Annotated in this window: 26 protein-coding genes and 1 pseudogene; 25 read left to right on the top strand and 2 right to left on the bottom strand. The window is 64.8% G+C overall.

Annotation, left to right across the window (positions count from 1 at the left end; all coding sequences use genetic code 11):
- Positions 1-9: 9 nt before the first annotated feature.
- Genes nifN through fdxB form a run of 5 tightly spaced genes read left to right on the top strand, consistent with a single transcriptional unit; the run spans position 10 to position 2,802 of the window.
- On the top strand, positions 10-1,392 hold the full coding sequence (nifN, locus tag K410_RS0123380; RefSeq protein WP_028137117.1) for a nitrogenase iron-molybdenum cofactor biosynthesis protein NifN: 1,383 nt from the start codon (positions 10-12) through the stop codon (positions 1,390-1,392).
- 21 nt (positions 1,393-1,413) lie between these two features.
- Positions 1,414-1,809, top strand: a complete 396-nt coding sequence (nifX, locus tag K410_RS0123375) for a nitrogen fixation protein NifX (RefSeq protein ID WP_028137116.1) — start codon at positions 1,414-1,416, stop codon at positions 1,807-1,809.
- A gap of 11 nt (positions 1,810-1,820) precedes the next feature.
- Positions 1,821-2,291: a NifX-associated nitrogen fixation protein gene (locus K410_RS0123370; RefSeq protein ID WP_028137115.1), complete on the top strand. Its 471-nt coding sequence runs from the start codon at positions 1,821-1,823 to the stop codon at positions 2,289-2,291.
- A 9-nt stretch (positions 2,292-2,300) separates the two neighbouring features.
- The gene (locus tag K410_RS0123365) at positions 2,301-2,501 is read left to right on the top strand and encodes a CCE_0567 family metalloprotein (protein WP_028137114.1); all 201 of its coding nucleotides are present in this window, start codon (positions 2,301-2,303) and stop codon (positions 2,499-2,501) included.
- Positions 2,502-2,514: 13 nt separating this feature from the next.
- Positions 2,515-2,802: a ferredoxin III, nif-specific gene (gene fdxB, locus K410_RS0123360; protein ID WP_028137113.1), complete on the top strand. Its 288-nt coding sequence runs from the start codon at positions 2,515-2,517 to the stop codon at positions 2,800-2,802.
- 10 nt (positions 2,803-2,812) lie between these two features.
- Here fdxB and K410_RS0123355 read toward each other — a convergent pair whose 3' ends face one another.
- The gene (locus tag K410_RS0123355; RefSeq protein WP_028137112.1) at positions 2,813-3,127 is read right to left on the bottom strand and encodes a hypothetical protein; all 315 of its coding nucleotides are present in this window, start codon (positions 3,125-3,127) and stop codon (positions 2,813-2,815) included.
- Between the two features lie 315 nt (positions 3,128-3,442).
- Here K410_RS0123355 and K410_RS0123350 point away from each other — a divergent pair, with 315 nt between their 5' ends.
- Entirely contained in the window at positions 3,443-3,847 is a 405-nt protein-coding gene (locus K410_RS0123350; RefSeq protein ID WP_028137111.1) for a Rieske (2Fe-2S) protein, read from the top strand.
- A 10-nt stretch (positions 3,848-3,857) separates the two neighbouring features.
- Here K410_RS0123350 and K410_RS0123345 read toward each other — a convergent pair whose 3' ends face one another.
- The gene (locus tag K410_RS0123345) at positions 3,858-4,448 is read right to left on the bottom strand and encodes a hypothetical protein (protein WP_028137110.1); all 591 of its coding nucleotides are present in this window, start codon (positions 4,446-4,448) and stop codon (positions 3,858-3,860) included.
- Between the two features lie 332 nt (positions 4,449-4,780).
- On the opposite strand from K410_RS0123345, the gene K410_RS0123340 reads away from it, so the two are divergent.
- The 19 genes and pseudogenes from K410_RS0123340 to K410_RS40515 all read left to right on the top strand — a co-directional run bounded on the left by K410_RS0123340 (position 4,781) and on the right by K410_RS40515 (position 15,102).
- A complete protein-coding gene (locus tag K410_RS0123340) occupies positions 4,781-5,101 on the top strand; it encodes an iron-sulfur cluster assembly accessory protein (RefSeq protein WP_028137109.1) in 321 nt (106 codons plus the stop codon).
- A 41-nt stretch (positions 5,102-5,142) separates the two neighbouring features.
- Positions 5,143-5,436, top strand: a complete 294-nt coding sequence (locus K410_RS0123335) for a NifU family protein (protein WP_028137108.1) — start codon at positions 5,143-5,145, stop codon at positions 5,434-5,436.
- A 29-nt stretch (positions 5,437-5,465) separates the two neighbouring features.
- Positions 5,466-6,662 carry a cysteine desulfurase NifS gene (nifS, locus tag K410_RS0123330; protein ID WP_028137107.1) on the top strand — a complete coding sequence of 399 codons (1,197 nt, stop codon included), beginning with the start codon at positions 5,466-5,468 and terminating at the stop codon, positions 6,660-6,662.
- The gene (gene nifT / locus K410_RS0123325; protein ID WP_028137106.1) at positions 6,659-6,883 is read left to right on the top strand and encodes a putative nitrogen fixation protein NifT; all 225 of its coding nucleotides are present in this window, start codon (positions 6,659-6,661) and stop codon (positions 6,881-6,883) included. Before nifS ends, nifT begins: the two co-directional genes overlap by 4 nt.
- Positions 6,880-7,746 (top strand): SIR2 family NAD-dependent protein deacylase, encoded by an 867-nt coding sequence (locus tag K410_RS0123320; RefSeq protein ID WP_028137105.1) that lies wholly within the window; start codon positions 6,880-6,882, stop codon positions 7,744-7,746. Before nifT ends, K410_RS0123320 begins: the two co-directional genes overlap by 4 nt.
- Positions 7,747-8,043: 297 nt before the next feature.
- The gene (gene nifB / locus K410_RS0123315) at positions 8,044-9,606 is read left to right on the top strand and encodes a nitrogenase cofactor biosynthesis protein NifB (RefSeq protein ID WP_028137104.1); all 1,563 of its coding nucleotides are present in this window, start codon (positions 8,044-8,046) and stop codon (positions 9,604-9,606) included.
- Between the two features lie 10 nt (positions 9,607-9,616).
- Positions 9,617-9,841 carry a 4Fe-4S binding protein gene (locus K410_RS0123310; protein WP_025037807.1) on the top strand — a complete coding sequence of 75 codons (225 nt, stop codon included), beginning with the start codon at positions 9,617-9,619 and terminating at the stop codon, positions 9,839-9,841.
- A gap of 13 nt (positions 9,842-9,854) precedes the next feature.
- Complete coding sequence (locus tag K410_RS0123305) at positions 9,855-10,163, top strand: HesB/IscA family protein (protein ID WP_028137103.1); 309 nt, start codon at positions 9,855-9,857, stop codon at positions 10,161-10,163.
- A 5-nt stretch (positions 10,164-10,168) separates the two neighbouring features.
- The gene (locus tag K410_RS0123300) at positions 10,169-10,702 is read left to right on the top strand and encodes a tetratricopeptide repeat protein (protein ID WP_028137102.1); all 534 of its coding nucleotides are present in this window, start codon (positions 10,169-10,171) and stop codon (positions 10,700-10,702) included.
- Entirely contained in the window at positions 10,695-11,468 is a 774-nt protein-coding gene (locus tag K410_RS0123295) for a 4Fe4S-binding leucine-rich repeat protein (RefSeq protein ID WP_028137101.1), read from the top strand. Before K410_RS0123300 ends, K410_RS0123295 begins: the two co-directional genes overlap by 8 nt.
- On the top strand, positions 11,465-11,782 hold the full coding sequence (locus K410_RS0123290; RefSeq protein WP_028137100.1) for a nitrogen fixation protein NifZ: 318 nt from the start codon (positions 11,465-11,467) through the stop codon (positions 11,780-11,782). Before K410_RS0123295 ends, K410_RS0123290 begins: the two co-directional genes overlap by 4 nt.
- A complete protein-coding gene (locus K410_RS0123285; RefSeq protein WP_028137099.1) occupies positions 11,782-12,021 on the top strand; it encodes a nitrogen fixation protein NifZ in 240 nt (79 codons plus the stop codon). Before K410_RS0123290 ends, K410_RS0123285 begins: the two co-directional genes overlap by 1 nt.
- 10 nt (positions 12,022-12,031) lie before the next feature.
- Entirely contained in the window at positions 12,032-12,391 is a 360-nt protein-coding gene (locus K410_RS0123280) for a DUF3024 domain-containing protein (protein WP_028137098.1), read from the top strand.
- A gap of 14 nt (positions 12,392-12,405) precedes the next feature.
- Positions 12,406-12,675: a DUF6129 family protein gene (locus K410_RS0123275; RefSeq protein WP_028137097.1), complete on the top strand. Its 270-nt coding sequence runs from the start codon at positions 12,406-12,408 to the stop codon at positions 12,673-12,675.
- Positions 12,672-13,880 carry a DegT/DnrJ/EryC1/StrS family aminotransferase gene (locus K410_RS0123270; protein ID WP_028137096.1) on the top strand — a complete coding sequence of 403 codons (1,209 nt, stop codon included), beginning with the start codon at positions 12,672-12,674 and terminating at the stop codon, positions 13,878-13,880. Before K410_RS0123275 ends, K410_RS0123270 begins: the two co-directional genes overlap by 4 nt.
- Before the next feature lie 34 nt (positions 13,881-13,914).
- Positions 13,915-14,223, top strand: a complete 309-nt coding sequence (locus tag K410_RS0123265; RefSeq protein ID WP_028137095.1) for a 2Fe-2S iron-sulfur cluster-binding protein — start codon at positions 13,915-13,917, stop codon at positions 14,221-14,223.
- A 14-nt stretch (positions 14,224-14,237) separates the two neighbouring features.
- Positions 14,238-14,462, top strand: a pseudogene (locus K410_RS0123260) (hypothetical protein).
- Positions 14,463-14,475: 13 nt separating this feature from the next.
- On the top strand, positions 14,476-14,925 hold the full coding sequence (locus K410_RS0123255) for a Rieske (2Fe-2S) protein (RefSeq protein ID WP_028137094.1): 450 nt from the start codon (positions 14,476-14,478) through the stop codon (positions 14,923-14,925).
- A 9-nt stretch (positions 14,926-14,934) separates the two neighbouring features.
- Positions 14,935-15,102 (top strand): hypothetical protein, encoded by a 168-nt coding sequence (locus K410_RS40515; RefSeq protein WP_196236036.1) that lies wholly within the window; start codon positions 14,935-14,937, stop codon positions 15,100-15,102.
- Positions 15,103-15,107: the final 5 nt, after the last annotated feature.

The following is a 15,107-nucleotide window of genomic DNA, read 5'->3' as shown; positions in this document are numbered from 1 at the left end:
GCGCAGCCGATGGCCATCGTCACCACCTCGAAGAAGGCCTGCTCGGTCAATCCGCTCAAGATGAGCCAGCCGATCGGCGGCTCGTTCGCCTTCATGGGGCTGCGTGGCGCCATGCCGCTGCTGCACGGCTCGCAGGGCTGCACCTCGTTCGGACTGACGCTGTTCGTGCGGCATTTCAAGGAAGCCGTGCCGATGCAGACCACCGCGATGAGCGAGGTCGCAACCGTGCTCGGCGGCTATGAGAACGTCGAGCAGGCGATCCTCAACATCTACAATCGCACCAAGCCGGAGATCATCGGCATCAATTCGACCGGCGTCACCGAGACCAAGGGCGACGATGTCGAGGGCTTCATCCGCCTGATCCGGCAGAAGCATCCGCAACTTGAGAAGTTCCCGCTGGTCTACGTCTCGACACCCGACTTCAAGGATGCCTTCCAGGACGGTTGGGAGAAGACGGTCGCACGGATGGTCGAGGTGCTGGTCGATCCCGTCGAGGCGGGAGCGGCGCGAGACCCTGCGCGCGTCAACGTCCTGCCGGGCTGCCACCTCACGCCGGGAGATCTCGACGAGTTGCGTACGATCCTGGAGGATTTCGGCCTCAAGCCGTCGTTCCTGCCGGACCTTGCCGGCTCGCTCGACGGCCATATCCCGGACGAATTCACGCCGACCACGATCGGCGGCATCGGGGTCGACGAGATCGCGACCATGGGGCAGGCGGGCTGGACCATCGCCATCGGCGCGCAGATGCGGCGATCGGCCGAGGCCATGCTCGCGAAGACCGGCGTGCCCTTCCGCCTGTTCGAACGGCTCTGCGGCCTGATCCCCAACGACGAGCTCATCGCGTTCCTCAGCGAGATCAGCGGACGGCCGGTGCCGGCGAAATACCGCCGGCAGCGCGGCCAGCTGGCGGACGCGATGCTGGACGCGCATTTCCACATCGGCGGCCGCAAGCTCGCAATCGGCGCCGAGCCGGACCTGCTGTTCGATCTCTCCAGCATGTTGCACGAGATGGGTGCCGAGATCTCGGCCGCCGTGACCACGACGGCCTCGCCGGTGCTGGAACGCGTCAGGACGCAGGAGGTCCTGATCGGCGACCTCGAGGATCTCGAGGACCTCGCCAAGGTTCGTGGCTGCGATCTCCTCATCACCCATTCGCACGGCCGCCAGGCGGCCTCGCGCCTGAAGATCCCGTTCTATCGTGCGGGCTTCCCGATGTTCGACCGGCTCGGCGCCGGGCACCTTCTGTCGGTCGGCTATCGCGGCACACGCGATCTGATCTTCGATCTCGCCAATCTCGTCATCGCCGACCGCGAGGCGAACCACCAGCCGACGCCCGATACCTGGCGCACCACGGACAGCGGCCTTCAGGTCGTCCCGCCGCAACTGCACTGACGCAAGAAGAGGACCAGATCGATGAAAGTGGCTTTTGCAACCCAGGACCTGAAGCGCGTCGATGCGCATTTCGGCTGGGCCAAGAATATCGCCATCTACGACGTCAATCCGGACGGCCATCACTTTGTCGAGGCCATCCAGTTCGACGGCGACCTCAAGGAGGACGGCAACGAGGACAAGCTGGCGCCGAAGATCGAGGCGATCAAGGATTGCACGATTCTCTACGTCGCCGCGATCGGCGGCTCGGGCGCGGCGCGGGTCGTCGCCAACAACATCCACCCCATGAAGGTGACGCAGCCCGAGGCGATCGACGATCTCTGCGTCAAGCTCGAGGACGTGTTGAAGGGCTCGCCGCCGCCGTGGCTGCGCAAGGTGCTCGCCAAGGGACAGGACCGCAGCTTTGATTTCGAGGACTGAGGGAAACGATCATGACTGAAGCGGCTGAACTGATCCAACCCGACAACACGGCGGAGGCGCCGTTCGTCAAGGAGCTCGTCAAGATCTGGCGGGCCCAGGACACCCATGGCGCCTGGGAGGGCAAGAAGGATCTCGACCTGCTCGAACCCTATATCCTCGACAAGGAGAAGCGGCGTGCGCTGCCGATCGTCGGCGATCCCGATCCGGACACGATCTGGCGGATGGAGCTGTTCTTCAACGCGGTTGCGCTCTCGATCGAGAAGGTGACCGGCGTGATGATCTCGCCGATGCTGAAGATGCACCATGAAGGCTTTGGCCGCATGGTCCTGATCGGCGGCCGGCTCATCATCGTGAACAAGCAGCTGCGCGACGTGCATCGCTTCGGCTTCGACAATCTCGGCAAGCTTGCGGCCGAAGGCGACAAATACGTCGCGAGCGGTGTCGAGATGATCCGCAAGTTTCCCGACGTGGCGAACTACTGAGGTTTGAGCATGAGCGATCTTGAAACCCTGAAGGCCGAGATCAAGAAGCTGTCGGCCAAGGCCACGCAGGCCAAGATGGACCTCCACGATCTCTCGGAGGAGCTCCCGATCAACTGGACCTCGATCCTGAGCGTGGCCCAGAAGGCCCACGATGCCTTCGCCGAGCTCGAGCGCAAGCGCGAGGATCTCAAGACGCTGGAAAAGGCATAACCGGGCCACACCCATGTCCTACGCAACCCGCGACGGCCGCGACTGGAAGCCGGACTATCTGGTGTCGATCGATGCCCAGAAGTGCATTGGCTGCGGCCGCTGCTACAAGGTGTGCGGCCGCGAGGTCATGACGCTCAAGGGCCTCAACGAGGACGGCGAGATGATCGACCTCGATGACGACGATGACGAGGTCGAGAAGAAGGTCATGGTGATGAACGACGACGGCGCCTGCATCGGCTGCGGCGCCTGCGCGCGGGTCTGCCCGACCAATTGCCAGACCCACGCCCCCGCGGCGGCTTGAGCGCTGCGTCTCACTCGATCCCCTGCTCACGCGCTTTCATCATCGCGGCGATCCGGAATCGCTCGTGGATGGCGATGGGATTGGCCAGCATGTCGGCTTCCGCCTGCCTGAACGCGGCGAGAACGATCTCTGCTTCCTCGCGCGTCAGGGGGACGCGGCCAGCCATGTGGGTGGCTTCGGGTGCCGCCGCCCGGATCGCGTGGCGGTAAGGATGATCCTTGACGTCGATCAGCTCGTTGGCCTCGAGCTTGCCGTCCAGCGTGATCGCGAGCCCGATCACTTCGAGCTTGCGACCGTCCTGCGTGGTCTTGACCAATATTGCCATCGCTAGTCGGCCTCCTGCGCCGCGAACCACATGTCGTCACATCCCGCTGCCGAGACAGCGCCTGGTCGGGACTTCCAGGCGCCTGACTGAACAAGATCAAATTCCATGCCACATTGTGCGAGCGTGCCGAGGGGGCGGCACCTCGCCGGAGATGTCAACCGCTCGACCGCCGCGCCGGCAGGCGCACCCTGCCGGATCATCGCGACAAGAGGGACGCGCGTGTCCGATTCCGTACGGAGCAAGCGGACGGGCCATGTCTTGCGGCTAGCGCGATTCTTGCACCAGTCGAACGATCCGACCGCGAATGAGGACGGCATGGACCAGAATACCGCCTATGCGATCTGCGCCTTCAACGACATTCCGAGCCAGCGGGCGATCGGCTTTCATCTCATGATCGTCGGCGAGGACGGCGCGGCGCGACCCTGGCCGATCGTGATCGTGCGCTGGGGCAGGCAGGTGTTCGGCTATCTCAACCGCTGCCCGCACGATGGCGTGAACCTCGACTGGGAACGAAATCAATTCCTTGACGGCAACGGCACCAGGCTGATGTGCGGCAAGCACGGCGCCACCTTCGAGCTCGGAACCGGGCGTTGTGTGGACGGGCCGTGCAATGGCGAGAGCCTGACGCCGATCGCGCTTGCCGTGCTCGACGGCGACATCTGCGTCACCGGCGTGACGCTGGTCGAGGACGACGAGACGGCTTGCGAGGAAGAGGTCTGACGCTGCCGCGTCAGACCGGGCGGTTCTCGTTGCGGTTCTTCACCGGCTCCATCCTGGCGACGCCTTCCGCGAAGGAGATCTCGGTATAGGAGCCGTCGAGATCCCTGGCGGCGTCGAGGAGGTAGTCGAGCTTCCCGGCGGTGTCGAGCTTCTTGATGTCGTTCTTGTCGACGCCGGCGAGGTCCATCATCTCCTTCCAGACCGTGGATTCGTCGCACGGCAATATGCGGAACTCGATGTCGCCGATCCTGGTGCGATATTTCGCCAGGAGGTCGATGTTGTTGCAGAACATGAAGTAGCTGCCCTTCGGGCTCAGCGCGCCGTCCAGCACCTTGGCGACGTCGGCAAGATACGCGTAGGAGTGCAGATAGCCAGCGAGCACCGGAATGGTCGCCTCACCCTCCTGCGCCACGGTCAGCACCTGCTCGATCGAGTATTCCGGCGGACGCTTTTCGTCGGCCACCTGAGCCTGGAATCGCAGCGCGATGTCGCCGCGAAAGCCGAACCGTCCCGGCCGGGTGGTGTCACCCTTCAGCACCGCGTTCTGGAGCCGGCCCTCCTTGTCGAGGCGGCCGAGGGCGGTGTTGTCGATCGACGTCATGAATCTCTCCTGATCGTTCTGGCAGCGGTGCGACGGTTTCGATGCCCTATGCTTCGAGGCCCTCATGCAAGGAGTCTGCCGACCGGACGCCCATGCCAAAATTTTCGAATGCAGCAGAAATCCGCACCACTTCGTGCGGGCGCTGGCATCTCCCTGGTATCGCGCTGCCATTCCGCCGACCCGGCGTCGCCATGGCCGCATGTCGCAAACCCGACAAGCGTCGCAAAGACAACAGGCGCGCGCCCGGTGAAAACCCTGCGGTTTCAGACATGTGCACTCTGGCACGGGACTTGCGATCCCCTTGCGACAGACCCAGACAGCGAGGGCGAGCAATGATCAACCTGACGGACAGCGCGGTGAATGCGGTGAAGACCGCGATCTCCTCGGCGGCGCAACCGGCGAGCGGCTTGCGCATCATGGTCGAGACCGGCGGCTGCGCCGGCTTCAAATACATGATGGGCCTCGCCGAGGAAGCCAAGCCCGACGACACCGTGATCGAACGCGACGGGGTGAAGGTGTTCGTCGACAATGCAAGCCACGAACACCTCAACGGCACCACGATCGATTTCGTGGTGGCGCTGGAAGGCTCCGGTTTCACCTTCGACAATCCCAATGCGAAGTCGAGCTGCTCCTGCGGCAAGTCGTTCAGCTAAGCCGCCTTCTTCGATCTGATCCGCAACAAAGAGAATGTGAAATGCTCGTCGAATCCGAACACCTGAAACAAGCGCCGGCCGCGGAGCCGTCGGGCCGCGAGCAGATCGTGCGTGCCGTGCTCGACGAGATCCGGCCCAATCTCAAGCGCGACGGAGGCGATTGCGAGTTGCTCGAGATCGACGGCAACAAGATCATGGTCAGGCTCACCGGAGCCTGCGTGTTCTGCAAGCTCGCCAGCGCGACGCTGGAAGGCATCCAGGCCCGCCTGATCGAACGGCTCGGCGAGTTCGTTCGCCTGATCCCCGTTGCCGGAGCGGCCAAGCCCCGTCACTGAGCAGTCTCCGACATCGGGAGAGGGATTCCGTGCGGCCGATCTACCTCGACAACAACGCGACGACCCGCACGGACCCCTCCGTTGTCGCGGCAATGCTGCCGTTCTTCTCCGAGCAATTCGGCAATGCGTCCTCGGCGCACGGCTTTGGCAGCGAGGTCTCCCAGGCGGTGAGGGACGCGCGGCGCAGTGTTCAGAGCCTGATCGGCGCAGCGTTCGATCACGAGATCGTCTTCACCTCGGGCGGGACCGAGTCGGACAATGCGGCGATCCTGTCGGCGCTTGCCGTGCAGGACGGGCGCGACGAGATCGTCACTACCGCCGTCGAGCATCCCGCGGTGCTGTCGCTGGTTGAGGATCTCGCGCGCCGCGGTATCAGGAGCCATCTCATCCCCGTGGACGGGCGCGGCCGGCTCGACATCGAGGCCTACAGGCGCGCGCTTGGCCCCCGCACCGCGATCGCCTCCGTGATGTGGGCCAACAACGAGACCGGCACCGTCTTCCCGGTCGAGTTCCTGGCAAAGATGGCCCGTTCGGCCGGTGCGCTGTTCCACACCGATGCCGTGCAGGCGGTTGGACGGATTCCGATCGATTTGAGCGCCACCGAGATCGATATGCTCTCGATCTCCGGCCACAAGCTGCACGGGCCCAAAGGGATCGGCGCGCTCTACGTGCGCAAGGGGACCAGGTTCAAGCCGCTGATCCAGGGCGGTCCGCAGGAGCGCCGCCGCCGCGCCGGCACCGAGAACGTTCCCGGGATCGTCGGCCTCGGCAGGGCGGCGGAGCTTGCCGCGATGCAGCTGGAGCAGGCGCGGACCGCGATTGCCGCGCTGCGCGACCGGATGGAGCAGGCGATCGTGCAGCTCGGCCATTGCATGGTGCTGGGCGACGTCAAGAGCCGGCTGCCGAATACGTCGAACATCGCTTTCGAGCGTGTCGAGGGCGAGGCGATCCTCCACCATCTGAACCGTGCCGGCATCGCCGCTTCGCTGGGATCGGCCTGCGCGTCGGGGTCGATGGAGCCCTCGCATGTGCTGCGCGCGATGAACGTGCCGCCGCAGGCCTTGCGCGGCGCGATCCGCTTCTCCCTGTCGCGCGAGACCACGGAGGACGACATCGATCGCCTCCTGCGCGTGCTGCCGGACATCTTATCGAAACTGAGAGCATTGTCTCCATCGCGGCAAGAGCGCGTGAGCGACACCTCTCCGACCGAGGAGTTCAGCTCATGAAAGTCATGATTCGCCGCTCGCCGGAGACCGGCCTGTCGATCTACGTGCCGAAGAAGGATCTCGAGGAGCCGATCGTCGAGTCCGAGCACGAGACGCTGTGGGGCGGCTGGATCAGGATCGCCAATGGCTGGGTGCTCGACCTGCCGCAGATGGCCGCCGATACCAATCTGCCGATCACGATCAACGCCAGGAAGCGCGGCGGCGAGGGAGACGAGCAATGAACGCGCCGGTCCCCCACATCGAGTTCGCCAATCCCGCCGATGCCGAGGCGATTTTCCGCGAGGTTGTCGGGCGGCTTCGCGATGGCAGCGTCATTCCCTATCTTGGAACTGGCGTGACCGAACTGTCCGCGCCAAGCGTGCCGATGAACCCGGAAGGTCTCGCGGCATTTCTCGGCAGCAAGGTCGCGCTGCCGCGGCGGGCCAAGGGCAACGCCTGGGCCGCGGCGCAGCACATTGAGAGCACGCGGCATCGCGCCACCGTGACGGCTCTGATGTCGGAGGCTTTTGAGACGCCGGTGACGCCGACATCGTTGCATCGGCATCTCGCCACGCTGCCGCTGCCCCTCATCGTCGATAGCTGGTATGACGGCGCGATGCGCACGGCGCTGGCCGGTCGAGACGATTGGGGCGAGATCCAGGGCATCACCCGCGCCGGCATCGGCGAGGATCGCTGGTACCGATTTTACGATGCCACCGGCCAGGAGGTCGACCGCGCACGGGCCAAGGACTGGACCACGATCCTCTACAAGCCCCATGGCAGCGTCGCGCCGGCGAAGAATTTTCTGATCTCCGATGCCGACTACGTCGAGGTGCTGACCGAGATCGACATCCAGACCCCGATTCCGGACGAGGTGAAGGCGCGGCGCACGGGCCGGAGCTTCCTGTTCCTCGGCTGTCGCTTCAACGATCAGCTCCTGCGCACCTATGCGCGACAGGTGTCGAAGCGCTCCGCGGACACGCACTATGCGGTCGTCGAGCCGGACGCGCTGTCGAAGAACGAGCTGCGTTTCCTGGTGAGCCAGGGCCTGACCCCGCTCGCCATCCCGCTCCCCCGCGCCATCGAGATCGTGCTGGCTGGCTAGACACCGGCTGTTTGCGAACTGCCGGCCCCTCTTCCTTAGCGGGAGCGGGGCCGAACGCATTTGCAGGGCGCCTGCCGGCATCGGGCATCACCGCGCACCTCACGACATCTGTCATCTTTCCAACATGCGTTGGCAACCCGACATTCCCGCGCCTGCGCGCTAACTCGTTGAAGAGAGCCAGGAAAGTCGACAGCGCGACGGTGGCATGCGGGTTGCTAATACCTTTCTGGAACGACTCTTAGGACGCTTCGCGAAATCAGAGCCCCGTAAACCCGGCCGGCAAGGAGAATTGAGCACATGGACGTTTCAGCGCAACACGACGCCGGCAGCAACGCGCACGTCGCCGAAGTCGGCGAGATCATGCAGGCGATCGCCGAGCACAAGGGCTGCGGCACCACCGGCGGCAGCGGTAAGGCCAGCTGCGGATCGCAGGCCGGGCAGGGCGATCTTCCGGCCGAAATCTGGGAGAAGGTGAAGAACCATCCCTGCTACAGCGAGGAAGCGCACCATCACTACGCCCGCATGCATGTCGCGGTCGCGCCGGCCTGCAACATCCAGTGCAACTACTGCAATCGCAAATACGACTGCGCCAATGAATCGCGTCCCGGCGTCGTCAGCGAGAAGCTGACGCCCGAGCAGGCCGCCAAGAAGGTGCTGGCGGTCGCCTCCACAATCCCGCAGATGACCGTGCTCGGCATTGCCGGCCCCGGCGATCCCCTTGCCAATCCCGAAAAGACCTTCAAGACCTTCGAGCTGATCTACAACACGGCGCCTGATATCAAGCTCTGCCTGTCGACCAACGGCCTGATGCTGCCCGATCACGTCGACACCATCGCGAAATACAACGTCGACCACGTGACCATCACCATCAACATGGTCGATCCCGAGATCGGTGCGAAGATCTATCCCTGGATCTTCTACAAGCACAAGCGCTACACCGGCTATGAAGCCGCCAAGATCCTGACCGACCGGCAGCTCCAGGGCCTGGAGATGCTCACCGAGCGCGGCATCCTCTGCAAGATCAACTCGGTGATGATCCCCGGCATCAACGACCAGCATCTGGTGGAGGTCAACAAGGCCGTGAAGTCGCGTGGCGCCTTCCTGCACAACATCATGCCGCTGATTTCCGCGCCCGAGCACGGTACCGTGTTCGGCCTCAACGGGCAGCGCGGCCCGAGCGCGCAGGAGCTGAAGGCGCTTCAGGATTCCTGCGAAGGCGAGATGAACATGATGCGGCACTGCCGGCAGTGCCGCGCCGACGCCGTCGGTCTGCTCGGCGAGGACCGCAGCGCCGAGTTCACCACCGAGAAGATCATGGCCATGGAGGTCAAGTACGACGCCGAGACACGCAAGGCCTACCAGGAGAAGGTCGAGGAGGAGCGCATCGCCAAGGTCGCGGCCAAGCAGGAGGAGCTTGCCGAGCTCGCAGGCAGCTCCAGCGACATCAAGGTGCTGGTTGCCGTCGCGACCAAGGGCTCCGGACTGATCAACGAGCACTTCGGCCATGCCAAGGAGTTCCAGGTCTACGAGCTCTCCACCGCAGGCGCGAAATTTGTCGGTCATCGCCGCGTCGATCTCTACTGCCAGGGCGGCTACGGCGAGGAAGACAGCCTGGAGACCATCATCCGTGCCATCAACGATTGCCATGCGGTCTTTGTCGCCAAGATCGGCGGCTGCCCGAAAGGCGACCTGATCAAGGCCGGGATCGAGCCGGTCGATCAGTACGCCCACGAATATATCGAGAAGTCCGCGATCGCCTGGTTCAAGGCCTACCTCGACAAGGTCAATAGCGGCGAGATCGAGCACGTGGAGCGCGGCGATGCCGCCATCCGCCAGGGCGCGCTGATCTCGGCGGCGTGAGGAGGAATCGATGCCGTTCAAGATCATCGCTTCGCAGTGCACGAGCTGCTCGGCCTGCGAACCGGAATGCCCGAACGTCGCCATCCGCGAGAAGGGCGGAACGTTCGTGATCGACCCGAAGAAATGCACCGAATGCCTGGGCCATTTCGACGAGCCGCAATGCGTGGCGGTCTGCCCGGTCGACAACACCTGCGTCATCGATACGTCACTGCCGCGCTATCAGGCGCCTGCTTGAGGGGGAAAAGGAGATGAACTTCACGATCACACCGGCGGCGCAAAAGTTCATGCGCATGATGCTCCGGGTCGACGGCGGCGCGGGCAGCGGCTTCCGTCTTGCGGTCAGTCCCGGCGGCTGTTCCGGCCTTGCCGCCGACATTAGCGTGCGTGCCGAGCCGCAGGCCGGAGATGCCGTGGTCGAGCGCGAGGGCGTCAAGCTGTTCCTGCCGGCCGAGAGCCGGCTGCTGCTCGACGGCGTCACCATCGACTTCGCGGATACGCCGACCCAGACCGGGCTGGTGTTCCACGATCCGAAACAGGTTTCCTGCGGACACCACTGAGCAGCATGATGCCCGACACGTTTGTCAGCCCACAGGTCGAGTTCAACGAGGCGCTCGTCACCGGCGCCCTGCTCGGGCGCGGGCTGCCGAGCGAGGCGGAGCATCATTTGTGGGAAGCGGGTCAGTCCTATCATCTGGACGACATCGCGGAACGTCACTTGCGTGAGGCCGAGGCGATTGCCCCCGGCCACGCCGCCGTGCTGATCGGCCTCTATCGCTTCTATTTCTACAAGGGACGTCTTGCCGAGGCGCTCGAGGTCGCGCGGTGTTGCCTGCGCAAGGCGGCCGAGGAGAACGATCTTCCCACCGATTGGCGCAGCGTACGTGCGGGCGACGCCGAGTTCGGCCGCTACGAGAACATTCTTGCGCGCTTCTTCCTGTTCTCGCTGAAGGGCTACGCTTACTTGCAGATGCGTCTCGGCGAGACCGAGGAGGGGCGGCGCGCGGTCCTGAAGCTGCTGGAGCTGGATCCCACCGACAAGATCGGCGCCGAGGTGCTGCTGGGCGTGCTCGAGCGGATGGGGCAGGACGATGACTGACGACATCGGCGAAGCCCGCGACTGGCAGGGCAATCGGGTCGACTGCAGCGGCTGCACGCATCTGGCGCTGAACGGCGTCGGTGGCTGCCGGATCAGGCATGCCTGCGTCAACGATCGCTACGCGCGCCGCATCGACCGCTTCTTCGACTGGAATCCCGGCCTTGCCGACGCCTATCTCGGCCATCCGCATTTCGAGGTGCGCGCGATCGCGGCAAAGTCAGCGAATCTGTTCCTGCTGCCGCCGCTGCTCGGCGACGCCGACGAAACCGTGCGCTGGAATGCAGTCCGCCGCCTGCCCAGGCGCTATGCGCTGCAATTGCGCGCGGATCCTCATCGCGAGGTGAGGATGCGGGTGGCCACCCTGATCGCCGGCGACGATCTGCTGCCGATGGCATCCGACGAGGACTACTACGTCCGTCTCGTCGTCGCACGCAGGCTGGCGCCGCTGCTGCTCGGCCGGATGATCGATGACGGGGAGGCGGAGGTCCGAAGCGTCGTGGCCCGCCGTGTTCCCGATGAATGGTTGCTCGGCATGGTCGCCGACCGCGATGCCGCCGTGCGGCTCGAGGTCGCGCGGCGCCTGTCGCCGGAGCTGCTGGCGCTGATGCACCGTGATCCCGACTGGCGCATCCGGTACGAGGTTGCAAGCCGAGCGGCTGCCAGCGAGCTCATGGGGCTTGTCGAGGATCAGGACGGCCTGGTGCGCGAAGTCGCGCGGTCGCGGGTCGCCGTGAGGCTGGAGCGAGGAACGGGAGCCTCCCTATGAGCAACATCGTGCGCGACAGCGACGTCGTCGAGCTGACGGCCCCGCCGTTCTTCTCCTTTGGGGAGAAGGTGCGGGCCAAACGCACCATCCGCAACGACGGCACCTATGCCGGCAAGGAGATCGGCGACGTCCTCGCGAGGAAGGGTGAGATCGGCTACGTCGTCTCGATCGGCACCTTCCTCCAGCAATTCTACATCTATGGCGTCGAATTCCTCGACAGCGGCAACCGCGTCGGGATGAAGCGCAAGGAGCTCGACCCCGTCACCCCGCGCGATGCGGTCGAGGACATTCCGCTGCCGGAGGCTGCATCATGATGATCGAACCCAAACTGCCGAAGTACCAATGGGGCCAGCGCGTGAAGGCCGCGGTGGACCTGCACAATGACGGCTCGTTTCCCGATACGCCGGCCGACAGCCTGCTGGTCGGGGTGGGTCACACCGGGGAGATCGTCCAGGTCGGCCGGCATACGGAGGCGAACTTGCCGATCTATCTCGTCGAGTTCGGCGAGCGGCTGGTGGTCGGCTGCCTCGAAGAAGAAATCAGCCCGCTCTAGGGATGCCACGATGAATGCCGCGGTGCTCAGACAGCCGGACGCAGACTTACCCGCGCATCCCAACGAACTCGATCGCCGGCGGATCGAGCGCGCACTCGGATCGCGCAGGCGCTATCGCTACGTCTCGCCGGTCGTCAAGGGCGTGACCGGCGGCTATCTCGTCGAGAGTCCTTGCTGCTCGCGCAAGATCGACGCGGAGGGCGGCGTCATCGACGTCGCGCTGCTGCATCACGATGCGGTGAGTGCGAGCTGGAAGCTGTTTCGCAAGGATCATGCGACCGGCGCCTGGGAGCTGCATGGCGTGCATCAGCGGTTGGCATCGGCGACCGATATCCTGAACGCCGATCCTGAGCGCGTGTTCTGGCAATAGCGGGGGTTGGGAAGATGGCGCTGGCGGCAACCGAATTGGCTGAAATCGAGCAGGCGTTGGCCTCGTCAGACGCGGCGCCGCAGGCCTATCTCGAGCTGCGCCGGAAATTTCCGCATCTCGCCTGGATCCGCTGCGACGCCTCGGATGTAACGGAGACCCCGTACCGCAGCTGCGGCGCGTTCGACCTGCATTTGCTCGACAGCGCCGATCATTGTGCGCAGATCACGGACGATCCCGCACGTGCGACCGGGATCGTGCTGGCGAGCCGGGCGGCCGCGTCATGACCGAGCCTGCTCTCGCTTACGACGACGTTGCGGACGAGGGCGATGCGTCCGTCGCCACCGGCCACGACGTCATTCCGCTCTCCGACCCCGACGTCACGCTGGCGGAGATCGCCGCGGTGGATGCCGTGCTGCGCTCGGCGCGGCTCTCCAGCGGCCGGCTGGCCGAGGAGTTCGAGGCGGCGTTTGCCGCCTATGTCGGCCGGGCCTACGCGATTGCGGTACCGAGCGGCACGATCGGCCTCATGCTCGCGCTGAAGGCGTACGGCATCGGCGCAGGCGACGAGGTCATCGCCTCGTCCTATTCGTTCCGCGAGACCGCACAGGCGATCAGCCTCGCCGGCGCACGGCCCGTGTTCGCCGACATCGACTATTGGTCGGGGACGTTGGCGCCGCAGAAGGTCGAAGCGTGCATCGCACCCACGACGCGGGCCATTCTCGCCGCCAACACCAACGGCCATCCGGCGCCGTGGTCGGAGCTGCGCGACATTGCGGACCGGCACGGCCTTCTCCTGCTGGAGGATTCCACCGAGGCGATCGGCTCGCGCTACAAGGACAGGTTGGTCGGCAGCTTCGGCGACATCGCCGTATTCGATTTCGCCCAACCCTCGCTGCTGACCTGCGGCGAGGGCGGCATGGTCGTCACCGACGACATCGACCTCGCGGTGACCTTGCGCCGTCATCGCTCGCACCGGCTGAGCGAGCGATCTTCCGTCGTGGTGAGCTCAACGGCGTCCCACCAGGCCGGGATCAGCGATCTTGCGGCCGCGCTCGGGCTGGCCCAGCTCAGGCGCATCGACGAAATCATCGAGCGTCGGCGGCTGGTCGAGCAACTCTATGCGACGCATGTGCAGTCGTTCGAGGGCATCAAGCCGCCTTATGTCGCCTCCGACGTGACCGAGGTGAACTGGTTCCTCTACGTCGTGCATCTCGGCACGCGTTTCACCCGCTCCAGCCGCGATGCCATCGCCGAGGATCTTCGGGTCGAGCAGGTCGAGGCTGCGGCCTACAGCCATCCGCTGCATTTGCAGCGGCACTATTTCGATCTCGGCTGTCGCCGCGGCGATCTGCTCGTGACCGAGAAGATCGCCGATCGCGCCATCGCACTGCCGTTCCATACCCATCTCACCGACGGCCAGATCGAGTTCATCGTCGAGACCATGAAGGACGCCTCGATCAATGTCGGCGCGGGCGCGGCGATCTACTGAACCATGAAACCGTACAATTGAAAGGATCGAGATCATGACCACTCTGACCGTCATGCCCGAGGGCAAGACCATCGAGGTTTCGGAAGGAACGACACTCCTGGCGGCACTGCTCGGCGCCGAGATCGCCATCCCGCACAAATGCGAGGGCCAGGCCAAATGCGGCTCCTGCCATATCTTCGTGCACGAGGGGCGCAAGGGCCTGTCGAAGATCGCGCGGCTCGAGAACGAGAAGCTCGACACCATCGTCGGTGTCAGCTCGAAGTCGCGGCTGGCCTGCCAGGCCGCCGTCTTCGGCACCGAGGACGTCAGGATCGAGCTGCTCGGCTTCTCGTCGGGCCTGTGAGCGGAATTGGAACGATGGACACGCAGAACATCATTCTTCACGCCCGGTTTGCGCCGAACGGCACCGTGGTCGAGATCGGCGAGCGACCCGAAGGTCTCACGCCGCAGGCCTAGTTCGATTTCCTGAGCGACAAGGCGGGCGATGTCTACCAGACCTTCGCGGGCGGGCGGGGCGTGTTTCGGCTGACTCGCGCCGAGCTGACGGCGCTAAAGCAGGCGGCCGCGCCGGCGGCGGCCTGACCGGCGAGGGACCATGGGCTTGGAAGATATCGACGTCTTCGTCATTTGCACCAGCGACGAGATCGAGCGCGGCGGCGCCAGGGCATTCAACCTGTCGCGCATCGACGTGTCGGGCGAGAGCCGGCCGTTCCCGATCGTCGTGATCCGGACCCACGACAACGCTTATGTCGGTTACGTCAACGCCTGTCCGCATGACGGAGTCTGGCTCAATATCGGCAGCGGCGACTTCTTCACGCAGGATCGAGCGTTCCTAAAATGCGGCCGTCACGGTGCCACGTTCGAGATCGACAGCGGGCTGTGCATCGACGGTCCCTGCAACGGCCGCAACCTTCAGCCGATTGCGCTGGCGGTGGTCGACGGCGAGGTCTGCCTGTGCGGCGAGCGGCTGGTCGAAGACGACCGCCCCTTCGGCGGCTTCGACGACAACGACGAGACCATGGACATCATGATCCATCCGGATTAGGGGGCAGGCGTGACCGTCGCTCAACTGCTCGACCGACTGCAGCGGCTGCCGCGAGATGCCGTCGTTCTGATGGAGAGCGGCCACGGATTGTCGCGCGTCTCCACGCTGGGATTTGTCGCCGATCAAGGCCTCGGGGCGCCGGCGGAGGTTATCCTGTCGCCGAGCATGGATGAGTGAGTGCG

The organism is Bradyrhizobium sp. 22, from assembly GCF_000482425.1.
Lineage (GTDB): Bacteria > Pseudomonadota > Alphaproteobacteria > Rhizobiales > Xanthobacteraceae > Bradyrhizobium > Bradyrhizobium japonicum_B.
Note: the sequence above shows the minus strand (reverse complement) of the source record. Positions and strands in the feature narration are given on the sequence as shown.

Coding starts and splice junctions, on each gene's coding strand:
- nifX (WP_028137116.1), top strand. CDS start 1,414: ATGAAAGTGGCTTTTGCAACCCAGGACCTGAAGCGCGTCGATGCGCAT.
- K410_RS0123295 (WP_028137101.1), top strand. CDS start 10,695: ATGACTGACGACATCGGCGAAGCCCGCGACTGGCAGGGCAATCGGGTC.
- K410_RS0123345 (WP_028137110.1), bottom strand. CDS start 4,448: ATGACGTCGATCGACAACACCGCCCTCGGCCGCCTCGACAAGGAGGGC.
- fdxB (WP_028137113.1), top strand. CDS start 2,515: ATGTCCTACGCAACCCGCGACGGCCGCGACTGGAAGCCGGACTATCTG.
- K410_RS0123255 (WP_028137094.1), top strand. CDS start 14,476: ATGGGCTTGGAAGATATCGACGTCTTCGTCATTTGCACCAGCGACGAG.
- K410_RS0123270 (WP_028137096.1), top strand. CDS start 12,672: ATGACCGAGCCTGCTCTCGCTTACGACGACGTTGCGGACGAGGGCGAT.
- K410_RS0123265 (WP_028137095.1), top strand. CDS start 13,915: ATGACCACTCTGACCGTCATGCCCGAGGGCAAGACCATCGAGGTTTCG.
- K410_RS0123320 (WP_028137105.1), top strand. CDS start 6,880: ATGAACGCGCCGGTCCCCCACATCGAGTTCGCCAATCCCGCCGATGCC.
- nifB (WP_028137104.1), top strand. CDS start 8,044: ATGGACGTTTCAGCGCAACACGACGCCGGCAGCAACGCGCACGTCGCC.
- nifN (WP_028137117.1), top strand. CDS start 10: ATGGCCATCGTCACCACCTCGAAGAAGGCCTGCTCGGTCAATCCGCTC.
- K410_RS0123285 (WP_028137099.1), top strand. CDS start 11,782: ATGATCGAACCCAAACTGCCGAAGTACCAATGGGGCCAGCGCGTGAAG.
- K410_RS0123355 (WP_028137112.1), bottom strand. CDS start 3,127: ATGGCAATATTGGTCAAGACCACGCAGGACGGTCGCAAGCTCGAAGTG.
- K410_RS0123280 (WP_028137098.1), top strand. CDS start 12,032: ATGAATGCCGCGGTGCTCAGACAGCCGGACGCAGACTTACCCGCGCAT.
- K410_RS0123365 (WP_028137114.1), top strand. CDS start 2,301: ATGAGCGATCTTGAAACCCTGAAGGCCGAGATCAAGAAGCTGTCGGCC.
- K410_RS0123275 (WP_028137097.1), top strand. CDS start 12,406: ATGGCGCTGGCGGCAACCGAATTGGCTGAAATCGAGCAGGCGTTGGCC.
- K410_RS0123290 (WP_028137100.1), top strand. CDS start 11,465: ATGAGCAACATCGTGCGCGACAGCGACGTCGTCGAGCTGACGGCCCCG.
- K410_RS0123300 (WP_028137102.1), top strand. CDS start 10,169: ATGATGCCCGACACGTTTGTCAGCCCACAGGTCGAGTTCAACGAGGCG.
- K410_RS0123370 (WP_028137115.1), top strand. CDS start 1,821: ATGACTGAAGCGGCTGAACTGATCCAACCCGACAACACGGCGGAGGCG.
- K410_RS0123335 (WP_028137108.1), top strand. CDS start 5,143: ATGCTCGTCGAATCCGAACACCTGAAACAAGCGCCGGCCGCGGAGCCG.
- K410_RS0123340 (WP_028137109.1), top strand. CDS start 4,781: ATGATCAACCTGACGGACAGCGCGGTGAATGCGGTGAAGACCGCGATC.
- nifT (WP_028137106.1), top strand. CDS start 6,659: ATGAAAGTCATGATTCGCCGCTCGCCGGAGACCGGCCTGTCGATCTAC.
- K410_RS0123350 (WP_028137111.1), top strand. CDS start 3,443: ATGGACCAGAATACCGCCTATGCGATCTGCGCCTTCAACGACATTCCG.
- K410_RS0123305 (WP_028137103.1), top strand. CDS start 9,855: ATGAACTTCACGATCACACCGGCGGCGCAAAAGTTCATGCGCATGATG.
- K410_RS0123310 (WP_025037807.1), top strand. CDS start 9,617: ATGCCGTTCAAGATCATCGCTTCGCAGTGCACGAGCTGCTCGGCCTGC.